Annotated in this window: 16 protein-coding genes; 11 read left to right on the top strand and 5 right to left on the bottom strand. The window is 57.4% G+C overall.

Annotated features, from left to right (window positions below; genetic code table 11):
- Positions 1-30: 30 nt before the first annotated feature.
- A complete protein-coding gene (locus PSH97_RS20125; RefSeq protein ID WP_305446419.1) occupies positions 31-1011 on the top strand; it encodes an NAD-dependent epimerase/dehydratase family protein in 981 nt (326 codons plus the stop codon).
- Between the two features lie 177 nt (positions 1012-1188).
- On the opposite strand, the gene PSH97_RS20120 is transcribed toward PSH97_RS20125, so the two are convergent.
- Genes PSH97_RS20120 through cysC form a run of 3 tightly spaced genes read right to left on the bottom strand, consistent with a single transcriptional unit; the run spans position 1189 to position 4022 of the window.
- Positions 1189-2040, bottom strand: a complete 852-nt coding sequence (locus PSH97_RS20120; RefSeq protein ID WP_305446418.1) for an SGNH/GDSL hydrolase family protein — start codon at positions 2038-2040, stop codon at positions 1189-1191.
- A gap of 9 nt (positions 2041-2049) precedes the next feature.
- Positions 2050-3432 (bottom strand): FAD/NAD(P)-binding protein, encoded by a 1383-nt coding sequence (locus PSH97_RS20115; protein ID WP_305446417.1) that lies wholly within the window; start codon positions 3430-3432, stop codon positions 2050-2052.
- Entirely contained in the window at positions 3429-4022 is a 594-nt protein-coding gene (gene cysC, locus PSH97_RS20110) for an adenylyl-sulfate kinase (RefSeq protein ID WP_305446416.1), read from the bottom strand. The genes PSH97_RS20115 and cysC overlap by 4 nt, the downstream gene beginning before the upstream one ends.
- A gap of 336 nt (positions 4023-4358) precedes the next feature.
- Between cysC and PSH97_RS20105 the strand changes: the two genes are divergently transcribed.
- The 6 genes from PSH97_RS20105 to PSH97_RS20080 all read left to right on the top strand — a co-directional run bounded on the left by PSH97_RS20105 (position 4359) and on the right by PSH97_RS20080 (position 10705).
- The gene (locus PSH97_RS20105) at positions 4359-6353 is read left to right on the top strand and encodes a polysaccharide biosynthesis protein (protein WP_305446415.1); all 1995 of its coding nucleotides are present in this window, start codon (positions 4359-4361) and stop codon (positions 6351-6353) included.
- 112 nt (positions 6354-6465) lie between these two features.
- Positions 6466-6801: a ComEA family DNA-binding protein gene (locus PSH97_RS20100; RefSeq protein WP_305446414.1), complete on the top strand. Its 336-nt coding sequence runs from the start codon at positions 6466-6468 to the stop codon at positions 6799-6801.
- A 207-nt stretch (positions 6802-7008) separates the two neighbouring features.
- The gene (locus PSH97_RS20095; protein ID WP_305446413.1) at positions 7009-7803 is read left to right on the top strand and encodes an SDR family NAD(P)-dependent oxidoreductase; all 795 of its coding nucleotides are present in this window, start codon (positions 7009-7011) and stop codon (positions 7801-7803) included.
- Positions 7804-7835: 32 nt separating this feature from the next.
- Positions 7836-9110, top strand: a complete 1275-nt coding sequence (gene fabF, locus PSH97_RS20090) for a beta-ketoacyl-ACP synthase II (protein WP_305446412.1) — start codon at positions 7836-7838, stop codon at positions 9108-9110.
- Between the two features lie 74 nt (positions 9111-9184).
- Entirely contained in the window at positions 9185-9838 is a 654-nt protein-coding gene (locus PSH97_RS20085; RefSeq protein WP_305446411.1) for a GntR family transcriptional regulator, read from the top strand.
- Between the two features lie 15 nt (positions 9839-9853).
- Entirely contained in the window at positions 9854-10705 is an 852-nt protein-coding gene (locus tag PSH97_RS20080) for an urea carboxylase-associated family protein (protein WP_305446410.1), read from the top strand.
- Positions 10706-10750: 45 nt separating this feature from the next.
- Here PSH97_RS20080 and PSH97_RS20075 read toward each other — a convergent pair whose 3' ends face one another.
- Both PSH97_RS20075 and eat read right to left on the bottom strand, forming a co-directional pair.
- On the bottom strand, positions 10751-10918 hold the full coding sequence (locus PSH97_RS20075; RefSeq protein ID WP_008006000.1) for a DUF2897 family protein: 168 nt from the start codon (positions 10916-10918) through the stop codon (positions 10751-10753).
- Between the two features lie 125 nt (positions 10919-11043).
- Complete coding sequence (gene eat, locus PSH97_RS20070) at positions 11044-12408, bottom strand: ethanolamine permease (RefSeq protein ID WP_305446409.1); 1365 nt, start codon at positions 12406-12408, stop codon at positions 11044-11046.
- A 405-nt stretch (positions 12409-12813) separates the two neighbouring features.
- Here eat and kdpF point away from each other — a divergent pair, with 405 nt between their 5' ends.
- From kdpF to kdpC, 4 genes are all read left to right on the top strand, one after another.
- Complete coding sequence (kdpF, locus tag PSH97_RS20065) at positions 12814-12903, top strand: K(+)-transporting ATPase subunit F (RefSeq protein ID WP_007899818.1); 90 nt, start codon at positions 12814-12816, stop codon at positions 12901-12903.
- An 8-nt stretch (positions 12904-12911) separates the two neighbouring features.
- Complete coding sequence (kdpA, locus tag PSH97_RS20060) at positions 12912-14606, top strand: potassium-transporting ATPase subunit KdpA (protein WP_305446408.1); 1695 nt, start codon at positions 12912-12914, stop codon at positions 14604-14606.
- 10 nt (positions 14607-14616) lie between these two features.
- A complete protein-coding gene (kdpB, locus tag PSH97_RS20055; protein WP_305446407.1) occupies positions 14617-16674 on the top strand; it encodes a potassium-transporting ATPase subunit KdpB in 2058 nt (685 codons plus the stop codon).
- Between the two features lie 108 nt (positions 16675-16782).
- Positions 16783-17328 carry a potassium-transporting ATPase subunit KdpC gene (gene kdpC, locus PSH97_RS20050; RefSeq protein WP_305446406.1) on the top strand — a complete coding sequence of 182 codons (546 nt, stop codon included), beginning with the start codon at positions 16783-16785 and terminating at the stop codon, positions 17326-17328.
- The last annotated feature ends 6 nt before the right edge of the window (positions 17329-17334 follow it).

The raw sequence follows: 17334 nt of genomic DNA, 5'->3' as shown, positions 1-17334 counted from the left end.
ATAACACCGTTGAGGCATTGGAGGAAAACGTTGAAAAATTCCGAGAACAGCTCGACTGGCGCAGTAGTACGGTCGCTGGTATTGGGCGGGCGAGGCTTCATCGGTACCCATCTGATCGACGCATTGCTCGATCAGGGGCATGCCGTACGTTGTTTCGATCGACCGAATGTTGTCGCGCTTGGAGACTCACACGCGAAGCATCCTGGTTTCGAGTTGTATGAAGGCGATTTCACTAGCGAAGCTGATATAAGCGAAGCGTTGCGAGATTGCGATATTTGCTACCATTTGGTATCGACTACATTACCGAAGTCTTCAAATGCGGACCCCGTTTTTGATGTGGAAAGCAATCTCGTCGCAACGATTCGTTTGCTGACACTAGCGCTCAAGTCGGGCGTTAAGAAGGTGATTTTCGTTTCATCGGGTGGCACCGTTTACGGTGATCCTATACAAGTACCGATCCCCGAAACGCATCCGACAGATCCTGTGTGCTCTTATGGGATTGCGAAACTGGCGATCGAAAAATACCTGGCGCTTTTTCATCGTCTGCATGGCCTGGACTACACCGTTTTGCGTTTGGCCAATCCCTTCGGTGAAGGTCAGCGCACGCACGCCAGCCAAGGTGCGGTAGCCGTGTTCCTGGGTAAAGTGTTGCGGGATGAACCGATCGAGATTTGGGGTGATGGCTCCGTCGTTCGTGACTACATTCATGTTGCCGATGTCGTGCAAGCCCTGCTCGCGGCTCTTGAGCCATCAAGGCAAGAGCACGTATTCAACATCGGTTCAGGTCATGGGCACAGCTTGAATGAAGTGCTCGATACGATCGAAAAGATCACCGGGCGAGTCGCCAACCGCCAATACTTGTCGGGCCGAGGCTTTGATGTGCCGGTCAGCGTATTAAATATAGACCGTGCAAAAAGCGCTCTGGGGTGGGCTCCGACCGTGAGCTTCGAACAGGGCATGGAGCAATTTTCGATGTGGTTGCTGGAAAAACCGGCTTCGAGAATTGCCTGAAAAACAGTTGATCGGGTGCGTGATGTAGAGATCAATACATCGCCACTTTTGCTGAAATGTTGAAAACCAGCAGTTGGAATGGACTCCCAAGGGCCATTGCATCTGCTGGCAATCACGGTCAGCGACTTCACTGAAGCACAATGAGATGTCCCCCGGAAATCGCCACTGAGCGATTTTTTATTGTCTGCAGAAAAGTGAAGCCCATAGCCTACGAAGGAAGGAGCGCTTTTCAGGTGTTTGCTCATCCACCATATCAGGGTTGTCGAAGCTCGTTCGCTTGAGGCTTGTGTACTGTTTGAGCACAGGGCTCAGGAGGGGCTCAATCATCAGTGCATGGGCAGATGGTTCATAATGGTGATCATTGGGGTCTGGGTTGCGAAGTGATGCTTTCAGCGTGCCGCTTTCATCCATAGAGCAGCTATCGTAGTTCAGGTGGCTTATGCCTTCGCGGACGCAAAAGGCTTCCATGAGTGTGTTGAACTTTATGGTGAGTAATGTTCTGTCCGAAAGTGACGCTTTCACTTCTTTTCGCAAATTGGCTACTTCTCCCCAGTCCATGTTGTCTCGGATGGTTGGAAGAGGAGTGCTGACGCAGATGACGTGAAATCTGCTCGCCACATCCAGCAAGAGCTTTTGGTAGTTTTCGAGAGCCTGTTGAAGCATCTGTTCTACGGAACTGCCATGCTTTTGAGCCCTGTACCAAATCACAAAGCCCGTATCGACCTCACCAAGCATCACGATCACAGTGTTCGCCGTGGTTGTTTCCAGTGCCGACATATATTGCGGCATTGCCTGGGTTACGGCGTTTGGATTTTTTAATCCGGAGACCGTGGCGCCGCCAACGGACGTCACTTCAAATGAGTACTCAGGAAACAAGGTTTTCATTTGTTCAGAGCTGAAAACCAAGGCATGGGAGTCGCCGAGTACAAGTACAGCTTTCATTATCTGATGGGTTCCTGATTCTTCGAGGTGATGTTGCAGCCCGCCGCCCAAGATGTCTGCCGCATCAGGGACTGTAGGGCTATTCACAAATGGACCTTACAGGTTTTTGAACTTGTTCGATATTTTTCTGGCAAGCGCTGACGCGTAGAGACGTAGTTCCGGTACTGCTGTTGCTTCCCAGAAGTTGGCTTTCAGCATCGGGCCGACATAACTCAGCCACTCGGAAGGGGTCCCGTCTTTGCTTGTGACCGCCAACTGGTTATCCACCAATAGCCCCAAGCCCAGGCTATCGACAGAAATCAGATCGTCGCTGATAAGCTGTTGGATCAGCGGCTCTTCTATCAAGTTTGGGTTCGAATTAGGGCCCGTGCAGTTTATGATGCGATCAACAGGTATTTTCTTGACGTCTTGTTTACCGCGTGACTGGATGGAGACGAGCGGTTTGCCATTGTGGAGTTCAATGGACTTGATTCGACCGGCTATCGGCACGATTTTTTTATGTTTCAGCGCTTCATCGAAATGCGTGTAAGTCTCTGGCGCTACTCGGTGGCGATGGACGTCCCAGTAAGGTTGTACGTGGCGTAAAAACCTGCTTCGCTCATGCTCGGGAAGCCTGATCCACAGACTGGATGTAATAGGGCGTACGGCCGCGATAATGTCTCGCCAGTTGATGCCGGATGCTGCGCTGGACTTAATCTGTGCCCTGATTGAGCGTAAATAGCTCCGGGCCGTGGGGGCTGCATTCAGTAGTTCATCGTGAAATGAAACTGGCGCTTGCGATGCGCTTTTAGTCGTTCGGTGCGCCAATGGCAGAAGGCCGCGACGAGACAGCATATAAATCTGACCGGTACTGGATACTTGCCTCAGGCTGGAAATCACATCGAGAGCAGTGAGGCCACCCCCAATCAACAAAATTGACGCGTGTGGATTCTCGGGGAGAGAGACCGAACCGTTCCAAGGGTTTGCCATGTAGCTGGAAGAGTCCAGTACGTCCTGAAGTACGGCAGGATTACGCGGTGGAAAATGACCAAATGCTAAGATGACTTGATCGGCAAATATTTTTTTGCCTGAGCACAACTCAATATATGCCCCATGCTCATGAGGGGTCAGGCTTTTGACCTCAGCCGTTATCCGCTCGATAGCGACATTCGCTTTTGCGTTGAGTTCGGTATTGTCCAGAAGTGATGCCAGATAGTTTCCGTATAGTTTTCTGGATACGAAAGAACTTGATGTTGTATCTGGCAACAAAGACTGGCAGTACTGTAAGAAAGAGTCAGGTTTGTCCGCCAATGCACTCATATTGCCAGCGGGTACGTTCAGCAGGTGTTTTGAACTGCTGGTGCCGTAAGCCAGGCCGCGTGCAACGGTTCCAGATCTGTTGATGATTATGAGTCTGGCGCCGGGTGGGGCAGAACGTAAGAATTCTATGGCGGCGACTGTTCCACTGAACCCCGCACCAATGATGACTAACGTCTTCATTTCGACTGCTGCTTATTAATGAAGTCGATAATGCGCTGAGCCGCTGCCTCAAGATCGTCCTCTAACGTATTAATCCTGATGTGTGGACTCAACGGCGGCTCATAACTAGAATCGATACCTGTGAAGTTCTTTATTAGTCCTTCTCGGGCTTTTTTATAAAGGCCTTTAGGGTCTCTCCGCTCGCATTCGCTCAGCGGCGTATCGATGAAAACTTCAATAAAGCTCTCTTCGCCAATCACGTCGCGGGCCAAGGCGCGGTCGCGTATGAATGGAGATATAAACGCCGTGATGACGATCAGCCCCGCATCAGTGAATAGTTTAGCTACTTCTGAAATACGTCGTATGTTTTCAACACGATCTGCGTCGCTAAACCCTAGGTCCTGGCAGAGTCCAAGCCGAACATTATCACCATCAAGCAAATAGGTATGGCGGCCTGCGTCGCATAGTGCCAACTCCAAAGCATTTGCAATGGATGATTTGCCAGCCCCACTCAGGCCCGTTAGCCAAATCACAATAGGGCGCTGATTTTTTATAGCGCTGCGGCGCTTGATATTCACAGTTTGCGAGTGAGCTATAAGATTTTCGGACATGTTGTCTCGTTTTAAATTGACCAATATCGGATCAGGAGCACAGGGATTTGGAAGTGATCTGGTTCACCGCCTCGTTAGACACAATGAATGTGGCCAGTCATGGCTATCGGCATCATGCTGAAGGTCTTCAATTCGCAAATTCAAGAACGTCTTACTTTCGGCCATTCGATGAATTGTAGCTATGCTTTCAACAAAATGCTCGTGCTGAAACGTTGGAAACGGACCAGCGCGACTGGGCGGCTATCGGACAAGAATTCGGCTGATCGTTGGTGTATTGAGGTTACAATGCCGATCGACGACTGTGTGAAGGAGGGAGCTACGTGCTCGAATGCGTGAATGGATAAAGTGCGGAGAGTTTTACTTGGTTTGCCTCGTAGGCAAAAAAGACTGGTACAGGTCACTACCGATGTGGTTTTGGTGTGGGTTGCTTTATGGCTGGCCTTCATCGTGCGCCTCGGCATAGACGATATGTACAATCCGCTCAGGGTCCATTTCTGGCTCTTCGCCTGTGCCCCGATAATCGCTATCCCGCTCTTCATACGCTTTGGCATGTATCGCGCGGTCATGCGCTACTTCGGCAATGATGCGCTAATCGCAATCGTCAAGGCCGTCAGTCTCTCATCCCTGATCCTTGCTCTCGTTGTCTATTGGTACAGCAACCACGAAGCTGTCGTCCCACGCTCCATCATCTTCAACTACTGGTGGCTAAGCCTTGTCATCATCGGCGGCCTGCGCCTGTGCATGCGCCAGTACTTCATGGGCGACTGGTTCACCGCTTCCCAGCACGTACCGTTCGCAAGCCGCGATGATAGCCTCACCAAAGTCGCCATCTACGGCGCTGGCGTGGCAGGCAATCAGTTGGTTGCCGCGTTGCGCATGGGCCGAGTGATGCGTCCAGTGGCATTCATCGACGACGATTCCAACATCGCCGATCGCTCTATCTCCGGCCTCCAGGTCTACAAACCAAAACACATCCAGCAGATGATCGACGTCACCGGCGCCCAGGAAATCCTCTTGGCGCTACCGTCATCCACCCGCGCACGACGCAGGGAAATTCTCAATCTGCTGGAAGGCTATCCGCTTCACGTACGAAGTGTTCCGAACTTCACCGATCTTGCCAGCGGTCGGGTCAAGGTTGAAGACATTCAGGAAGTGGATATCGCTGACTTGCTGGGCCGTGATGCCGTGCCAGCCCAGGCCGATTTGCTCGAACGCTGTATCAAAGGCAAGACCGTGATGGTCACTGGTGCTGGCGGATCGATCGGTTCGGAGCTGTGCCGTCAGATCTTCTCCCTTGGCCCGACCACGCTTCTGCTGTTTGAGCACAGTGAATTCAATCTCTACAGCATCCTGTCGGAATTGGAGCAACGCGCCTGCCGTGAGTCGGTAACGGTCAAGTTGCTGCCCATCCTCGGTTCCATCCGTCACCCGCACAAACTGCTTGATGTGATGAAGACCTGGCGCGTGGATACCGTCTATCACGCGGCCGCTTATAAACATGTGCCGATGGTCGAGCACAATATCGCTGAAGGCGTGCTCAACAATGTCATTGGCACATTGAACACCGCTCAGGCTGCGTTGCAGTCGGGTGTCGCCAACTTCGTGCTGATCTCCACCGATAAAGCCGTCCGTCCGACCAACATCATGGGCAGCACCAAGCGTCTGGCGGAGTTGACCCTTCAGGCTCTCAGTCGTGAAGTCGCCCCGGTATTGTTTGGTGACAAAGCCAACGTATCCCGGGTCAACAAAACCCGTTTCACCATGGTGCGTTTTGGCAATGTGCTTGGGTCGTCCGGTTCGGTGATTCCGTTGTTCCACAGCCAGATCAAATCGGGTGGTCCGCTGACCGTCACCCACCCGAAGATCACCCGTTATTTCATGACCATCCCGGAAGCCGCGCAACTGGTGATCCAGGCCGGTTCCATGGGGCAGGGCGGTGATGTGTTCGTGCTGGACATGGGGGAACCGGTGAAGATCATCGAACTGGCGGAGAAGATGATTCACCTGTCCGGTTTGAGCATCCGCTCGGAAAAGAACCTGCACGGTGACATTTCCATTGAGTTCACCGGCCTGCGTCCGGGCGAGAAGCTTTACGAAGAGTTGCTGATCGGGGATAACGTCGCTGCGACGTCCCATCCGATGATCATGTCCGCCAACGAAGATCATCTGCCTTGGGATGTGCTCAAGGGCCGTTTGACCGAACTGTTGTTGGCTGTCGAGGAGGACGATTACTCCCGCGTGCGTCAGCTCCTGCGCGAAACGGTCAGCGGTTACACCCCTGACGGAGAGATCGTCGACTGGATCCACCAGCAACGTCGTCTCGAGCCCTGATTGTTTCACATCCTGTAACTAACACATTTTTGACAGCTCCATCACATCGCCTAAGTTTAGGGGGCAGCTTCGGAAAAGCTGCTTTCTCAATCGATGTCATGGAGCTTCATTTATGCGTACAGGCTATTTCTACTCTCTGGTTTTTGCCCTGCTCACCAGCGCCTCTATTGCGGCCATTGCTGCGCCGACTGCTGTGCCAGAGGCTGCCAAGGCACCCTTGATGCTGGACGTTGCTGCCACGGCTCAAACCGGTAAGGTCGATCTCAATGGGGCCGATGCGACGACTCTGCAGCGCGAGTTGGCCGGGATTGGTGAAGCGAAGGCCAAGGCGATTGTTGCGTATCGTGAGAGTAATGGGCCGTTTTCGTCCGTTGACGAATTGCTGGAAGTGAAAGGGATCGGCAAAGCCATTCTGGACAAGAATCGCGAGAAGCTGGAAGTGAACTAAGCTTGTAAATCCACACCAAGAGGCCGGTCATTGACCGGCCTTTTTGCATATTGCTATAGGGGTGATCTGGCGCCTTTCATCGGAAGACAAAAAATTATGGCTATCATATGGCGTTTAAATTATGCCTATAATAAATTCATCATTCGCTGAAGCGCTCTGACATTCATGCGCTTCGCCTTCCCTCAAGCATCCTCCAGGAGCATTGTCATGAATTCTGTCCCGACCCAAGGTACAGCCCTCGTTACCGGCGCATCTTCCGGTATTGGTGCGTTTTACGCGCAGCGGTTGGCGGCTCGTGGTTTTGATTTATTGCTGGTGGCCCGTGATCAGGCACGGCTGGAGACTGCAGCGAGCAAGTTGCGCGCTGCGCATGGCGTCCAAGTGGAAGTTCTGAAGGCAGATCTGACGCAAAAGGATGATGTATTGAAGCTTGAGCAGCGTCTGCGCAGCGATTCGAGTATCAGCCTGTTGCTGAACAACGCCGGTGTCGCGGCGGATGGTTTGCTCGCTAATGCTGATATGGAGCAGCTGGAGCGGTTGATTCAGCTGAACGTCACCACGGTGACGCGGCTGGCCTCGGCAGCGGCGGCCGGGTTTTCCAAGGCCGGTCGCGGGACGATCATTAACATTGCATCCGTGGTGGCGTTGTTTCCGGAGCGGTTCAACGCGACGTACAGCGCGAGCAAGGCTTATGTGTTGAGCCTGACTCAGTCGTTGAACGCCGAACTGGAGGGCACCGGGGTCCAGGTGCAAGCGGTGTTGCCAGGCGTAACACGCACTGAGATCTGGGAGCGTTCCGGTATCGATGCGACCCAGATTCCGGCGGAGATGGTCATGGAGGCGGAGGAGATGGTCGACGCGGCGTTGTCGGGGCTGGATCAGGGTGAGTTGATCACCATTCCTTCGTTACCGAATGCTTCCGAGTGGGAAGCCTTCATGGCGGCGCGTCATGCGATGGCGCCGAATCTGTCCAGAAGCACGGCCGCCACGCGTTACAAGTGAGGCACCATAAATCGGCTTGAGGTATTTGCATTATGAGTAATCGTCGAGTAGTGGTCACGGGCATGGGCCTGGTGTCGCCGTTGGGTAGTGGTGTCGAAGCGGTTTGGGCGCGTCTGTTGGCCGGGCGCTCTGGGTTGCGGGCGTTGCCGGACGAAGTGGTGGCCGATCTGCCGGCCAAGGTCGGTGGCGCGGTGCAGACGCTGGCGGAAGATCCCGAGGCGGGTTTTGACCCGGATCGGGCGACGTCACCCAAAGAGCAGAAGAAGATGGACCGCTTCATTATGTTTGCCATGGAGGCGGCGCGTCAGGCAGTGGAGCAGGCCGGTTGGCAACCGCAGGACGCCAACGCCCAGGAACGCACTGCCACCATTATTGGCTCGGGCGTGGGTGGTTTCGGCGCGATTGCCGACGCGGTGCGCACCACCGACAGCCGTGGCCCGCGCCGTTTGTCGCCGTTCACCATTCCTTCGTTTCTGGTCAACCTCGCGGCGGGCCACGTGTCGATCCAGCACGGTTTCAAGGGGCCTTTGGGGGCTCCGGTAACGGCGTGCGCGGCCGGAGTTCAGGCGATTGGTGACGCGGCGCGGTTGATTCGATGTGGCGAGGCGGACATTGCCGTGTGCGGCGGTGCGGAGGCGGCGATTGATCGTGTCAGTCTCGCCGGGTTCGCGGCAGCTCGGGCCTTGTCCAGCGGTTACAACGATACCCCGGAGCGCGCCTCGCGACCGTTTGACAGTGGTCGCGATGGCTTTGTGATGGGTGAGGGCTCGGGCCTTCTGGTGATCGAATCCCTGGAACATGCTCTGGCACGCGGTGCTCAACCGTTGGCCGAGCTGGTCGGTTACGGCACCAGTGCCGATGCCTATCACCTGACCGCGGGGCCTGAAGATGGCAGCGGTGCGCGTCGGGCGATGTCGCTGGCGTTGGCTCAGGCGGGCATTTCGCCGGCGCAGGTGCAGCATCTCAATGCTCATGCGACTTCAACACCGGTTGGCGATCTTGGGGAATTGGCGGCCATCAAGTCGTTGTTCGGCTCGGACAACAAGATAGCGGTAACGTCGACCAAGTCCGCGACCGGGCATTTGCTCGGCGCCGCAGGCGGGATCGAGGCGATCTTTACGCTGTTGGCACTCCGCGATCAGGTGGTACCGGCCACGCTCAACTTCGATAACCCGGATCCAGCCGCTCAAGGCGTGGACATCGTTCACGGTCAGGCGCGTCCCATGAATATCGATTACGCGATGTCCAACGGCTTCGGATTTGGCGGCGTGAACGCCAGCGTGTTGTTCAAATACTGGGAGGGTTAATTCACGACAGGTGATGGCACGAATAGTGATTACTCATTCGCTGACGATTGTTGAACAATCACGAGGCATTGAGTATGAACAGCGGATTGTCCCTGGCCGACCACATCACATTGGAGTTACGCGCTGACATCATCGGCGGTCGTTTGCTGCCCGGCATGGCGTTGGTGGAAAACGATCTGGTGTCGGCTTACAACGCCTCGCGAAACACGATTCGCGAGGCGTTGCATCGTCTGGGGCAGGAAGGGCTGACCCGTTATGTCCGCAACAAAGGTGTGATGGTGCGTCGGCTGGGGAGCGATGATGTGCGCGATCTGTTCAAGGTCCGTCGCACTCTGGAACTGCAAGCCATCAGCGCCAGTCAGCCATTGCGTGAATATCAGTCCGACCGGATGCTCGAAGCCCTGGAGGCCACCGAGCTGGCCCGGGAGCGCGAGGACTGGCGCGCGGTCGGCACCCACAGCCTGGCATTTCATCAACACATCGTCGGATTGCTGCGCAGCCCGTTGTTCGATGAGTTCTTCACCAGCGTCGTCGCGCAGCTGCGCCTGGTGTTTTGCACCGCTCCCGATGAATCTCTTTTTCAGGCGCCCTGGCTGGCGCGTGACCGACAGATACATGATTTGTTGGCCGACGGCGACAAACGCGCGGCCGGAGATGCCATGAGCCTTTATCTCGATGACTCCGAACACCTCCTGTTGCAGATGCTTGCTCCTTCTTCCCATCACTGATCGAGGATTTGTGCCATGTACAAAGACTATCCGGCGGCCTATCAAGTCAGCAAAGGCTCGGCCTTGCAGGTAGACACGGCTTTTTACGAGAGAGTCCGGGACAAGAAAGAGGGGCGTACGCTGATCGAACAGTTCGAGGTGCCGATCCGCACCGGCCGCGCCTGGAATGTGCCGGCCGGGCATGTGTTCAGGGTCACGACCCCTGTCGGTCCGCAAGTCGGGGATTTCAATGTCTGGAATGCCCACGACCCGCGCGAACGTTTGTGGGCGGCGCGGACCCGGCAGTTGCAAGGGGCGCATGTCAGCACCCATGACCGGCTCTGGTCGAACCTGCCTTTCTTACGACCGCTGGTGACCATCACCGACGATAGCCTGGCCGGCTACGGCATCGACGAACATGGCGGGCGTTTGCACGACTTGCTGGGGACGCGCTGCGATCCGTATGTGAACAAAATGCTCACGGGCGAGGACTTCCATCATCACTGTCACTCGAATTTGACTCGCGCAGTGTTACCCCATGGCCTGACCGAGTTTGACGTGCATGATGTGCTGAACATTTTCCAGTGCACCGGCCTGAACCACGACGACATGTACTTCATGAAAGCCTGTCCGGCACAGAAGGGCGATTACCTGGAGTTCTTTGCCGAGATTGATTTGTTGTGCGCGCTGTCGACTTGCCCGGGTGGCGATCTGTCGCTGGCCATGTGGGGGCCGGATGCGCAGGATCCGCTGAGTGTGTGTCGCCCGTTGGGGGTGGAGATTTTTCGGTTGGAGGATTCGTTGCTTGAGGGCTGGAGCCAGCCGGAGCGTGCGGCTTACAAAGGGCTGCATGGCTTGCACATTGCCAAGGCGGATTGGGAAAAGTAGAAACGCAAAACCCTGTCATTCAATGAGAATGACAGGGTTTTTGTTTTAGCGGTCCTGCGCATCCTTGGCATCCGCTTCCGCATTACGTTCGGCGACGCGTTTGCGTTGCTCTTCAGTCAATTCGACCTTGTTGGCGGTGTCACGCAGCATCATCAAACCGCCAACGATCGAGCCGATGGCAACGATCAGAATCAACCAGGCATACCAGGGCATAGGATTCTCCTTGAGGGCAGGTCGGTGGGCGGGTTTCGCCAACCGATCCTGCATACCACTTTTGAGCGATGGAATTTCGCAGTGGTTCCATTCTATGCCTGATCTGACAGCAACACTGCGGCTGTTTAAAGCCCGGTCAACATCGCATCCGCCGGCGCATCGGCACGCAGTTGCGCCGTCAGCATGAAGTACACGAAACCCACCGCCATAAAGCCAAGGAAGATCAACCCGATCAAGGTGTTGAACCAGGCCATCGCCACCAGGCAAACCACTGCCAGCACCAAGGCAATGAATGGCACCAACGGGTAGCAAGGCGCGCTGAAAGTGCGTTCCAGGTTCGGTTCGGTTTTGCGCAGTTTGAACAGGCTGAGCATGCTCATGATGTACATCACGATTGCGCCGAATACCGCCATGGTGATCATCGCTGCTGTAAGCGTCATGCCACCAAGGTTAATCAAGCCGTCGCTGTAGATTGCCGCGATGCCGATCACGCCACCGGCGATGATCGCCCGGTGCGGGGTCTGGAAGCGCGACAGTTTGGCCAGGGATGCTGGCAGGTAACCGGCTCGGGCGAGGGCGAAGAACTGCCGCGAGTAGCCGAGGATGATCCCGTGGAAACTCGCCACCAGACCGAACAGGCCGATCCATACCAGCATGTGCAACCAGCCGGAGCTTTCGCCAACCACGGCTTTCATGGCTTGCGGCAGCGGATCGTTGATGTTCGACAGGGTACGCCAGTCGCCGACGCCGCCGGCAAAGAACATCACGCCCATGGCCAGCAGCACCAGGGTCAGGATGCCGCTGATGTAGGCTTTGGGAATCGTGCGTTTCGGGTCCTTGGCTTCTTCAGCGGCCATGGCTGCACCTTCGATGGCCAGGAAGAACCAGATGGCAAATGGAATGGCTGCGAACATGCCGGCAATCGCCGGCGCACCGAACACATCAGAACCCGCCCAGCCGTTGAGGGCGAAGTTGCTGAAGCTGAACGCCGGGGCGACCACGCCCATGAACACCAGCAGTTCGGCGACCGCCAATACGCAGACCACCAGTTCGAAAGTCGCGGCGAGTTTCACGCCGAGGATGTTCAAGCCCATGAACACAATGTAGGCACCGACCGCCGCGTGTTTCGGGTCGAGGGCCGGAAACTGCACGTTCAGGTAGGCACCGATGGCCAGGGCAATCGCCGGTGGGGCGAAGACGAATTCAATCAGGGTCGCGAGCCCGGCGATCAATCCACCTTTTTCACCAAAGGCCCGGCGGCTGTAGGCAAAGGGACCGCCGGCATGGGGAATGGCGGTGGTCAGTTCGGTGAAACTGAAGATGAAGCAGGTGTACATCGTGGCGACCATGAATGAGGTCACCAGAAACCCCAGCGTACCGGCCACGCCCCAGCCATAACTCCAGCCGAAGTACTCACCGGAAATCACCAGCCCGACCGCGATACCCCACAGGTGCAGCGTGCCCAGCGTGGGTTTGAGTTGTGTGTTCATGTGTTGCCCTCTGAACGGTTTGGAAAGCTCAAGGGGAGGGCATGTGCAGCGGGCGTGCCAGTGTTGTGATGGCGGTCGTAAAGCGCAAAATGACGTCGTATCGGGGATGTTTGCCACCGTAAGCCCCGTATTTTGTGCGCCAGTTGAGGGCGTTGGCGCTTGTTCTGCCGCCATCGCGGGCAAGCCCGCTCCCACAATGGAATGCGTATGCCCGGAAATCGCAAAAACCTGTGGGAGCGGGCTTGCCCGCGATGAGGCCCGGCTGGGCACCGCTGTAACAAAGCCATAAACCCACTCTTTACGCATTCTTTATTCTCCGCCCCACCCCTCGATCTCGCGCCTTTACAGCCTCCCTGCCGACAATCCCTCCACACGCGGCAATACGCCGTAACACGGAGAACTTCCATGAGCGTTCTGGACGGAGTGTCACTGCTATTGGCAGTGGGGCTGTTCATTTATCTGTTGGTTGCGCTGTTGCGCGCGGACCGGAACTAGGAGCGGCTATGCACAGTTATGACTATTGGCTGATCCTCGCCTTCTTCGCCGTGGTGCTGATCCCGGCACCGTTTCTGGGGCGCTTCTACTACAAGGTGATGGAAGGGCAGCGCACTTGGCTTTCGCCGATTCTCGGGCCAGTGGAGCGTGGTTGCTATCGGGTGGCTGGCGTCGATCCGCAGGCCGAACAGAGCTGGCAGAAATATGCCCTGGCCTTGCTCGCCTTCAACCTCACGGGTTTTTTGCTGCTGTTTGCGATCCTGCTGTTTCAGGATCACTTGCCGCTGAACCCCCAAAACCTGCCGGGTCAGGAATGGACGCAAGCGTTCAACACCGCCGTCAGCTTCATGACCAACACCAACTGGCAGTCCTACAGCGGCGAAGCGACCCTCAGCTACCTGAGTCAGATGGTCGGCCTCACCGTGCAGAACTTCGTCAGCGCCGCCACTGGTCTCGCTGTGTTGGTTGCGCTGTGTCGCGGCATCGGTCGCAAATCCACCAAAACCCTGGGCAACTTCTGGGTCGACATGACCCGCGCCACCCTCTACGGCCTGTTGCCGTTGTGCCTGTTGCTGGCGCTGTTTCTGGTCTGGCAGGGCGTGCCACAAACCTTCGCCCACTACGTGAACGCCGTGACCATGCAAGGCATCGATCAGGTGATTCCGCTCGGCCCGGCCGCCAGCCAGATTGCGATCAAGCAACTGGGCACCAACGGCGGTGGCTTCTTCGGCGTCAACTCGGCGCATCCGTTCGAGAACCCGACGGCCTGGAGCAACCTGTTCGAAGTCTCCTCGATCATTCTGATCCCGGTGGCGCTGGTGTTCACCTTTGGCCATTACGTGAAAGACCTGCGTCAGAGCCGCGCGATCATCGCCTGCATGCTGGCGCTGTTTTTGATCGGCGGCGCGACGTCGCTGTGGGCTGAATACCAACCCAATCCGACCCTGGCCAACGTCGCCGTGGAACAGACCGCACCGCTGGAAGGCAAGGAAGCGCGCTTCGGCACCACCGCCACCGTGCTGTGGTCGGTGACTACTACTGCGGCGTCGAACGGTTCGGTCAACGGCATGCACGACAGCCTCAACCCGCTGAGCGGGATGGTCGCGATGATCAACATGATGGTCGGCGAAGTGATATTCGGCGGCGTCGGTGCCGGGCTCTACGGCATGTTGCTCAACGTGCTGATCGCGGTGTTCCTTGCCGGGTTGATGATCGGCCGCACTCCGGAATACCTCGGCAAGAAACTGCAAGCCCGGGAAGTCCAATTGCTGGTGGTGACCTTGCTGGTGATGCCGGTGGGCGTGCTGGTGCTGGGTGCGATTGCCGCCAGCCTGCCAGGCCCGGTCGCGGCGGTGAGTAACCCCGGCGCTCACGGTTTCAGCCAGTTGCTTTATGCCTACACCTCAGCCAGTGCCAACAATGGTTCGGCGTTTGCTGGATTTGGGGCGAACACCGCGTTCCACAACCTGATGCTGGGCTTCGGCATGTTGATTGGGCGCTTCGGTTACATCCTCCCGGTACTGGCCCTGGCCGGCAGCCTGGCGATGAAGAAAACCGCGCCGATCGGCCAGAACAGCTTCCCGACTCACGGCCCGCTGTTTGTGACCTTGTTGACCGTGACCATTTTGCTGGTGGGTGGTTTGACCTTTCTGCCAACCCTGGCGCTGGGCCCGATTGCTGAACACTTGAGCATGGGCTTCTGAGGAATCAATGATGAATATGCCCGCAACTAAAGCCGCCGTCGTCAAGGCGCCGGAACAACCGAAAACCGCGATTTCGGCCCTCTGGCGCCCGGCGCTGGTGCAAGCCTTCGTCAAGCTCGACCCACGGCAATTGCAGCGTGCGCCGGTGATGCTGGTGGTGGAACTGACCGCGATTCTGACCACTGTGCTGTGCTTCATTCCCGACAACGCCGTGCCGACTTTCGTCGCCGCGCAAATCGCGTTGTGGCTGTGGTTCACCGTGTTGTTCGCCAACTTCGCCGAAGCGCTGGCCGAAGGTCGCGGCAAGGCCCGTGCCGACAGCCTCAAGGCCGGCAGCGAAGGCTTGAGTGCCCGTCGCAAAACTGCCAATGGCAGTTTTCAAGTGGTGCCCGCCAGCAGCCTGCGCAAGAACGATGTGGTGCGCGTCGAAGCGGGGGAGATGATTCCCGGTGACGGCGAGGTGATTGAAGGTATCGCGGCGGTCAACGAAGCGGCGATTACCGGTGAATCGGCGCCCGTGATTCGCGAGTCCGGCGGCGACCGCTCGGCCGTCACCGGCAACACTCGACTGGTGTCCGACTGGCTGCTGGTGCGCATCACCGCCAACCCCGGCGAGTCGACCCTCGACCGCATGATCGCGCTGGTCGAAGGCGCCAAACGCCAGAAAACCCCGAACGAAGTGGCGCTGGATATCCTGCTGATCGGCCTGACCCTGATCTTCCTGCTGGTGGTGGTGACCCTGCAACCGTTCGCCCACTTCGCCAATGGCAGCCTGCCGCTGGTGTTTCTGGTGGCGTTATTGGTCACGCTGATTCCGACCACCATTGGTGGCTTGTTGTCGGCCATAGGTATCGCCGGGATGGACCGTCTGGTGCGCCTGAACGTGATCGCCAAATCAGGTCGTGCCGTGGAAGCAGCGGGGGACGTGCACGTTCTGCTGCTGGACAAGACCGGCACCATCACCTTCGGCAACCGTCGCTGCTCCGCGGTCTATGCCGCGCCAGGCGTCACCGCCAAAGAGCTGGCAGAAGGCGCGTTGTTCGCCTCCCTGGCCGATGACACGGCTGAAGGCAAATCCATTGTCGAGTACTTGCGCGGTCTTCACCCACAACCCGAGCCGTCCGCCGAGGTGCTGACCGCCGTGCCGTTCAGTGCTGAAACCCGCCTGTCCGGTGTCGACTATCAGGGCCGGGTCTATCGCAAAGGCGCGGTGGATTCGCTGCTGACCTTCGTCGGCCTGAAACGCGCCGATCTGGCAGCGCCTCTGTCCCGGGAAATCGACAAGATCGCTCAGAGTGGCGGCACGCCGTTGCTGGTCTGCGCCGACGGCAAGTTACTCGGTGTGATCCACCTCAAGGACGTGGTCAAGCCTGGCATCCGCGAGCGTTTCGCCGAACTGCGCAAGCTGGGGATTCGTACGGTCATGGTGACTGGCGACAACCCGCTGACCGCTGCTGCGATTGCTGCCGAAGCAGGCGTGGATGACGTGCTGGCCGAAGCCACACCGGAGAAAAAACTGGCGCGCATTCGTCACGAGCAGAACGACGGGCGCCTGGTCGCCATGTGCGGCGACGGCGCCAACGACGCCCCGGCCCTGGCCCAGGCGGACGTGGGCATGGCAATGAACGACGGCACGCAAGCGGCGCGGGAGGCGGCGAACATGGTCGACCTCGACAGCGATCCGACCAAGCTGTTGGACGTGGTGCAGATCGGCAAGGAATTGCTGGTGACCCGCGGAGCGCTGACGACCTTTTCCATCGCCAACGACGTAGCCAAATACTTCGCGATCCTGCCGGCGCTGTTCGCCTCGATCTATCCGCAATTGGGTGTACTCAACGTCATGCACCTGAGCAGTCCGCAGAGCGCGATTCTGTCGGCGATCGTGTTCAACGCCTTGATCATTGTGGTGCTGATTCCGTTGGCGCTACGCGGCGTGCGGGTGCAAGCGGTGAGCGCGGCGGCGTTGCTGCGGCGCAATCTGCTGATCTATGGGCTGGGCGGGATTCTGGTGCCGTTCGTGGGCATCAAGGCGATCGACATGTTGTTGACGGCGTTGCATTTGGTTTGACTTTCGCGGCGCGCCAGTTGCGCCGCCTTCGCGAGCCTGCTCGCGATGAATGCGCCACGTTGCACCTGACTGAATGCTGTATTTGTTATCCGAATCGAGGATTGTGAAATGTCCACACTGATACGTCCGGCCCTGAGCCTGTTGATGCTGATGACCCTGATCACCGGCGTCGCTTACCCCTTGGTCGTCACCGGCATCGCCCAGGTTGCCTTCCCGGACCAGGCCAACGGCAGCCTGGTGCGCGACGCCGACGGCAAGGTCCGAGGCTCGTCGCTGATCGCCCAGGATTTCGTCGGCGACGCCTGGTTCCATCCACGGCCATCGGCCGGGGCCTTTGCCACCGTGTCGAGCAGCGCCAGCAACCTTTCGCCCAGCAACCCGGCGCTGGCCACACGGGTGATCGACGACGCCAATAAATTGCAGGTGACCGGGCAGGGGCCGGTGCCGTTGGCTATGTTGACCACCTCCGGCAGCGGCCTCGATCCGCACTTGCCACCGGCCGCAATTGCCTATCAACTGGCGCGTGTCGCGGCGGCGCGCAATCTGCCGGTGTCTACGCTTGAGCAATTAATGGATGCGCACATCGAGCAGCCGCTTGTTGGGCCGCCAGTGGTTAATGTGCTGGCGTTGAATGCGGCGCTGGAAAACTTGTAAAGGTTA

The organism is Pseudomonas cucumis (assembly GCF_030687935.1).
Classification (GTDB): domain Bacteria; phylum Pseudomonadota; class Gammaproteobacteria; order Pseudomonadales; family Pseudomonadaceae; genus Aquipseudomonas; species Aquipseudomonas cucumis.
This window is presented reverse-complemented; position numbering and strand designations above follow the sequence as displayed.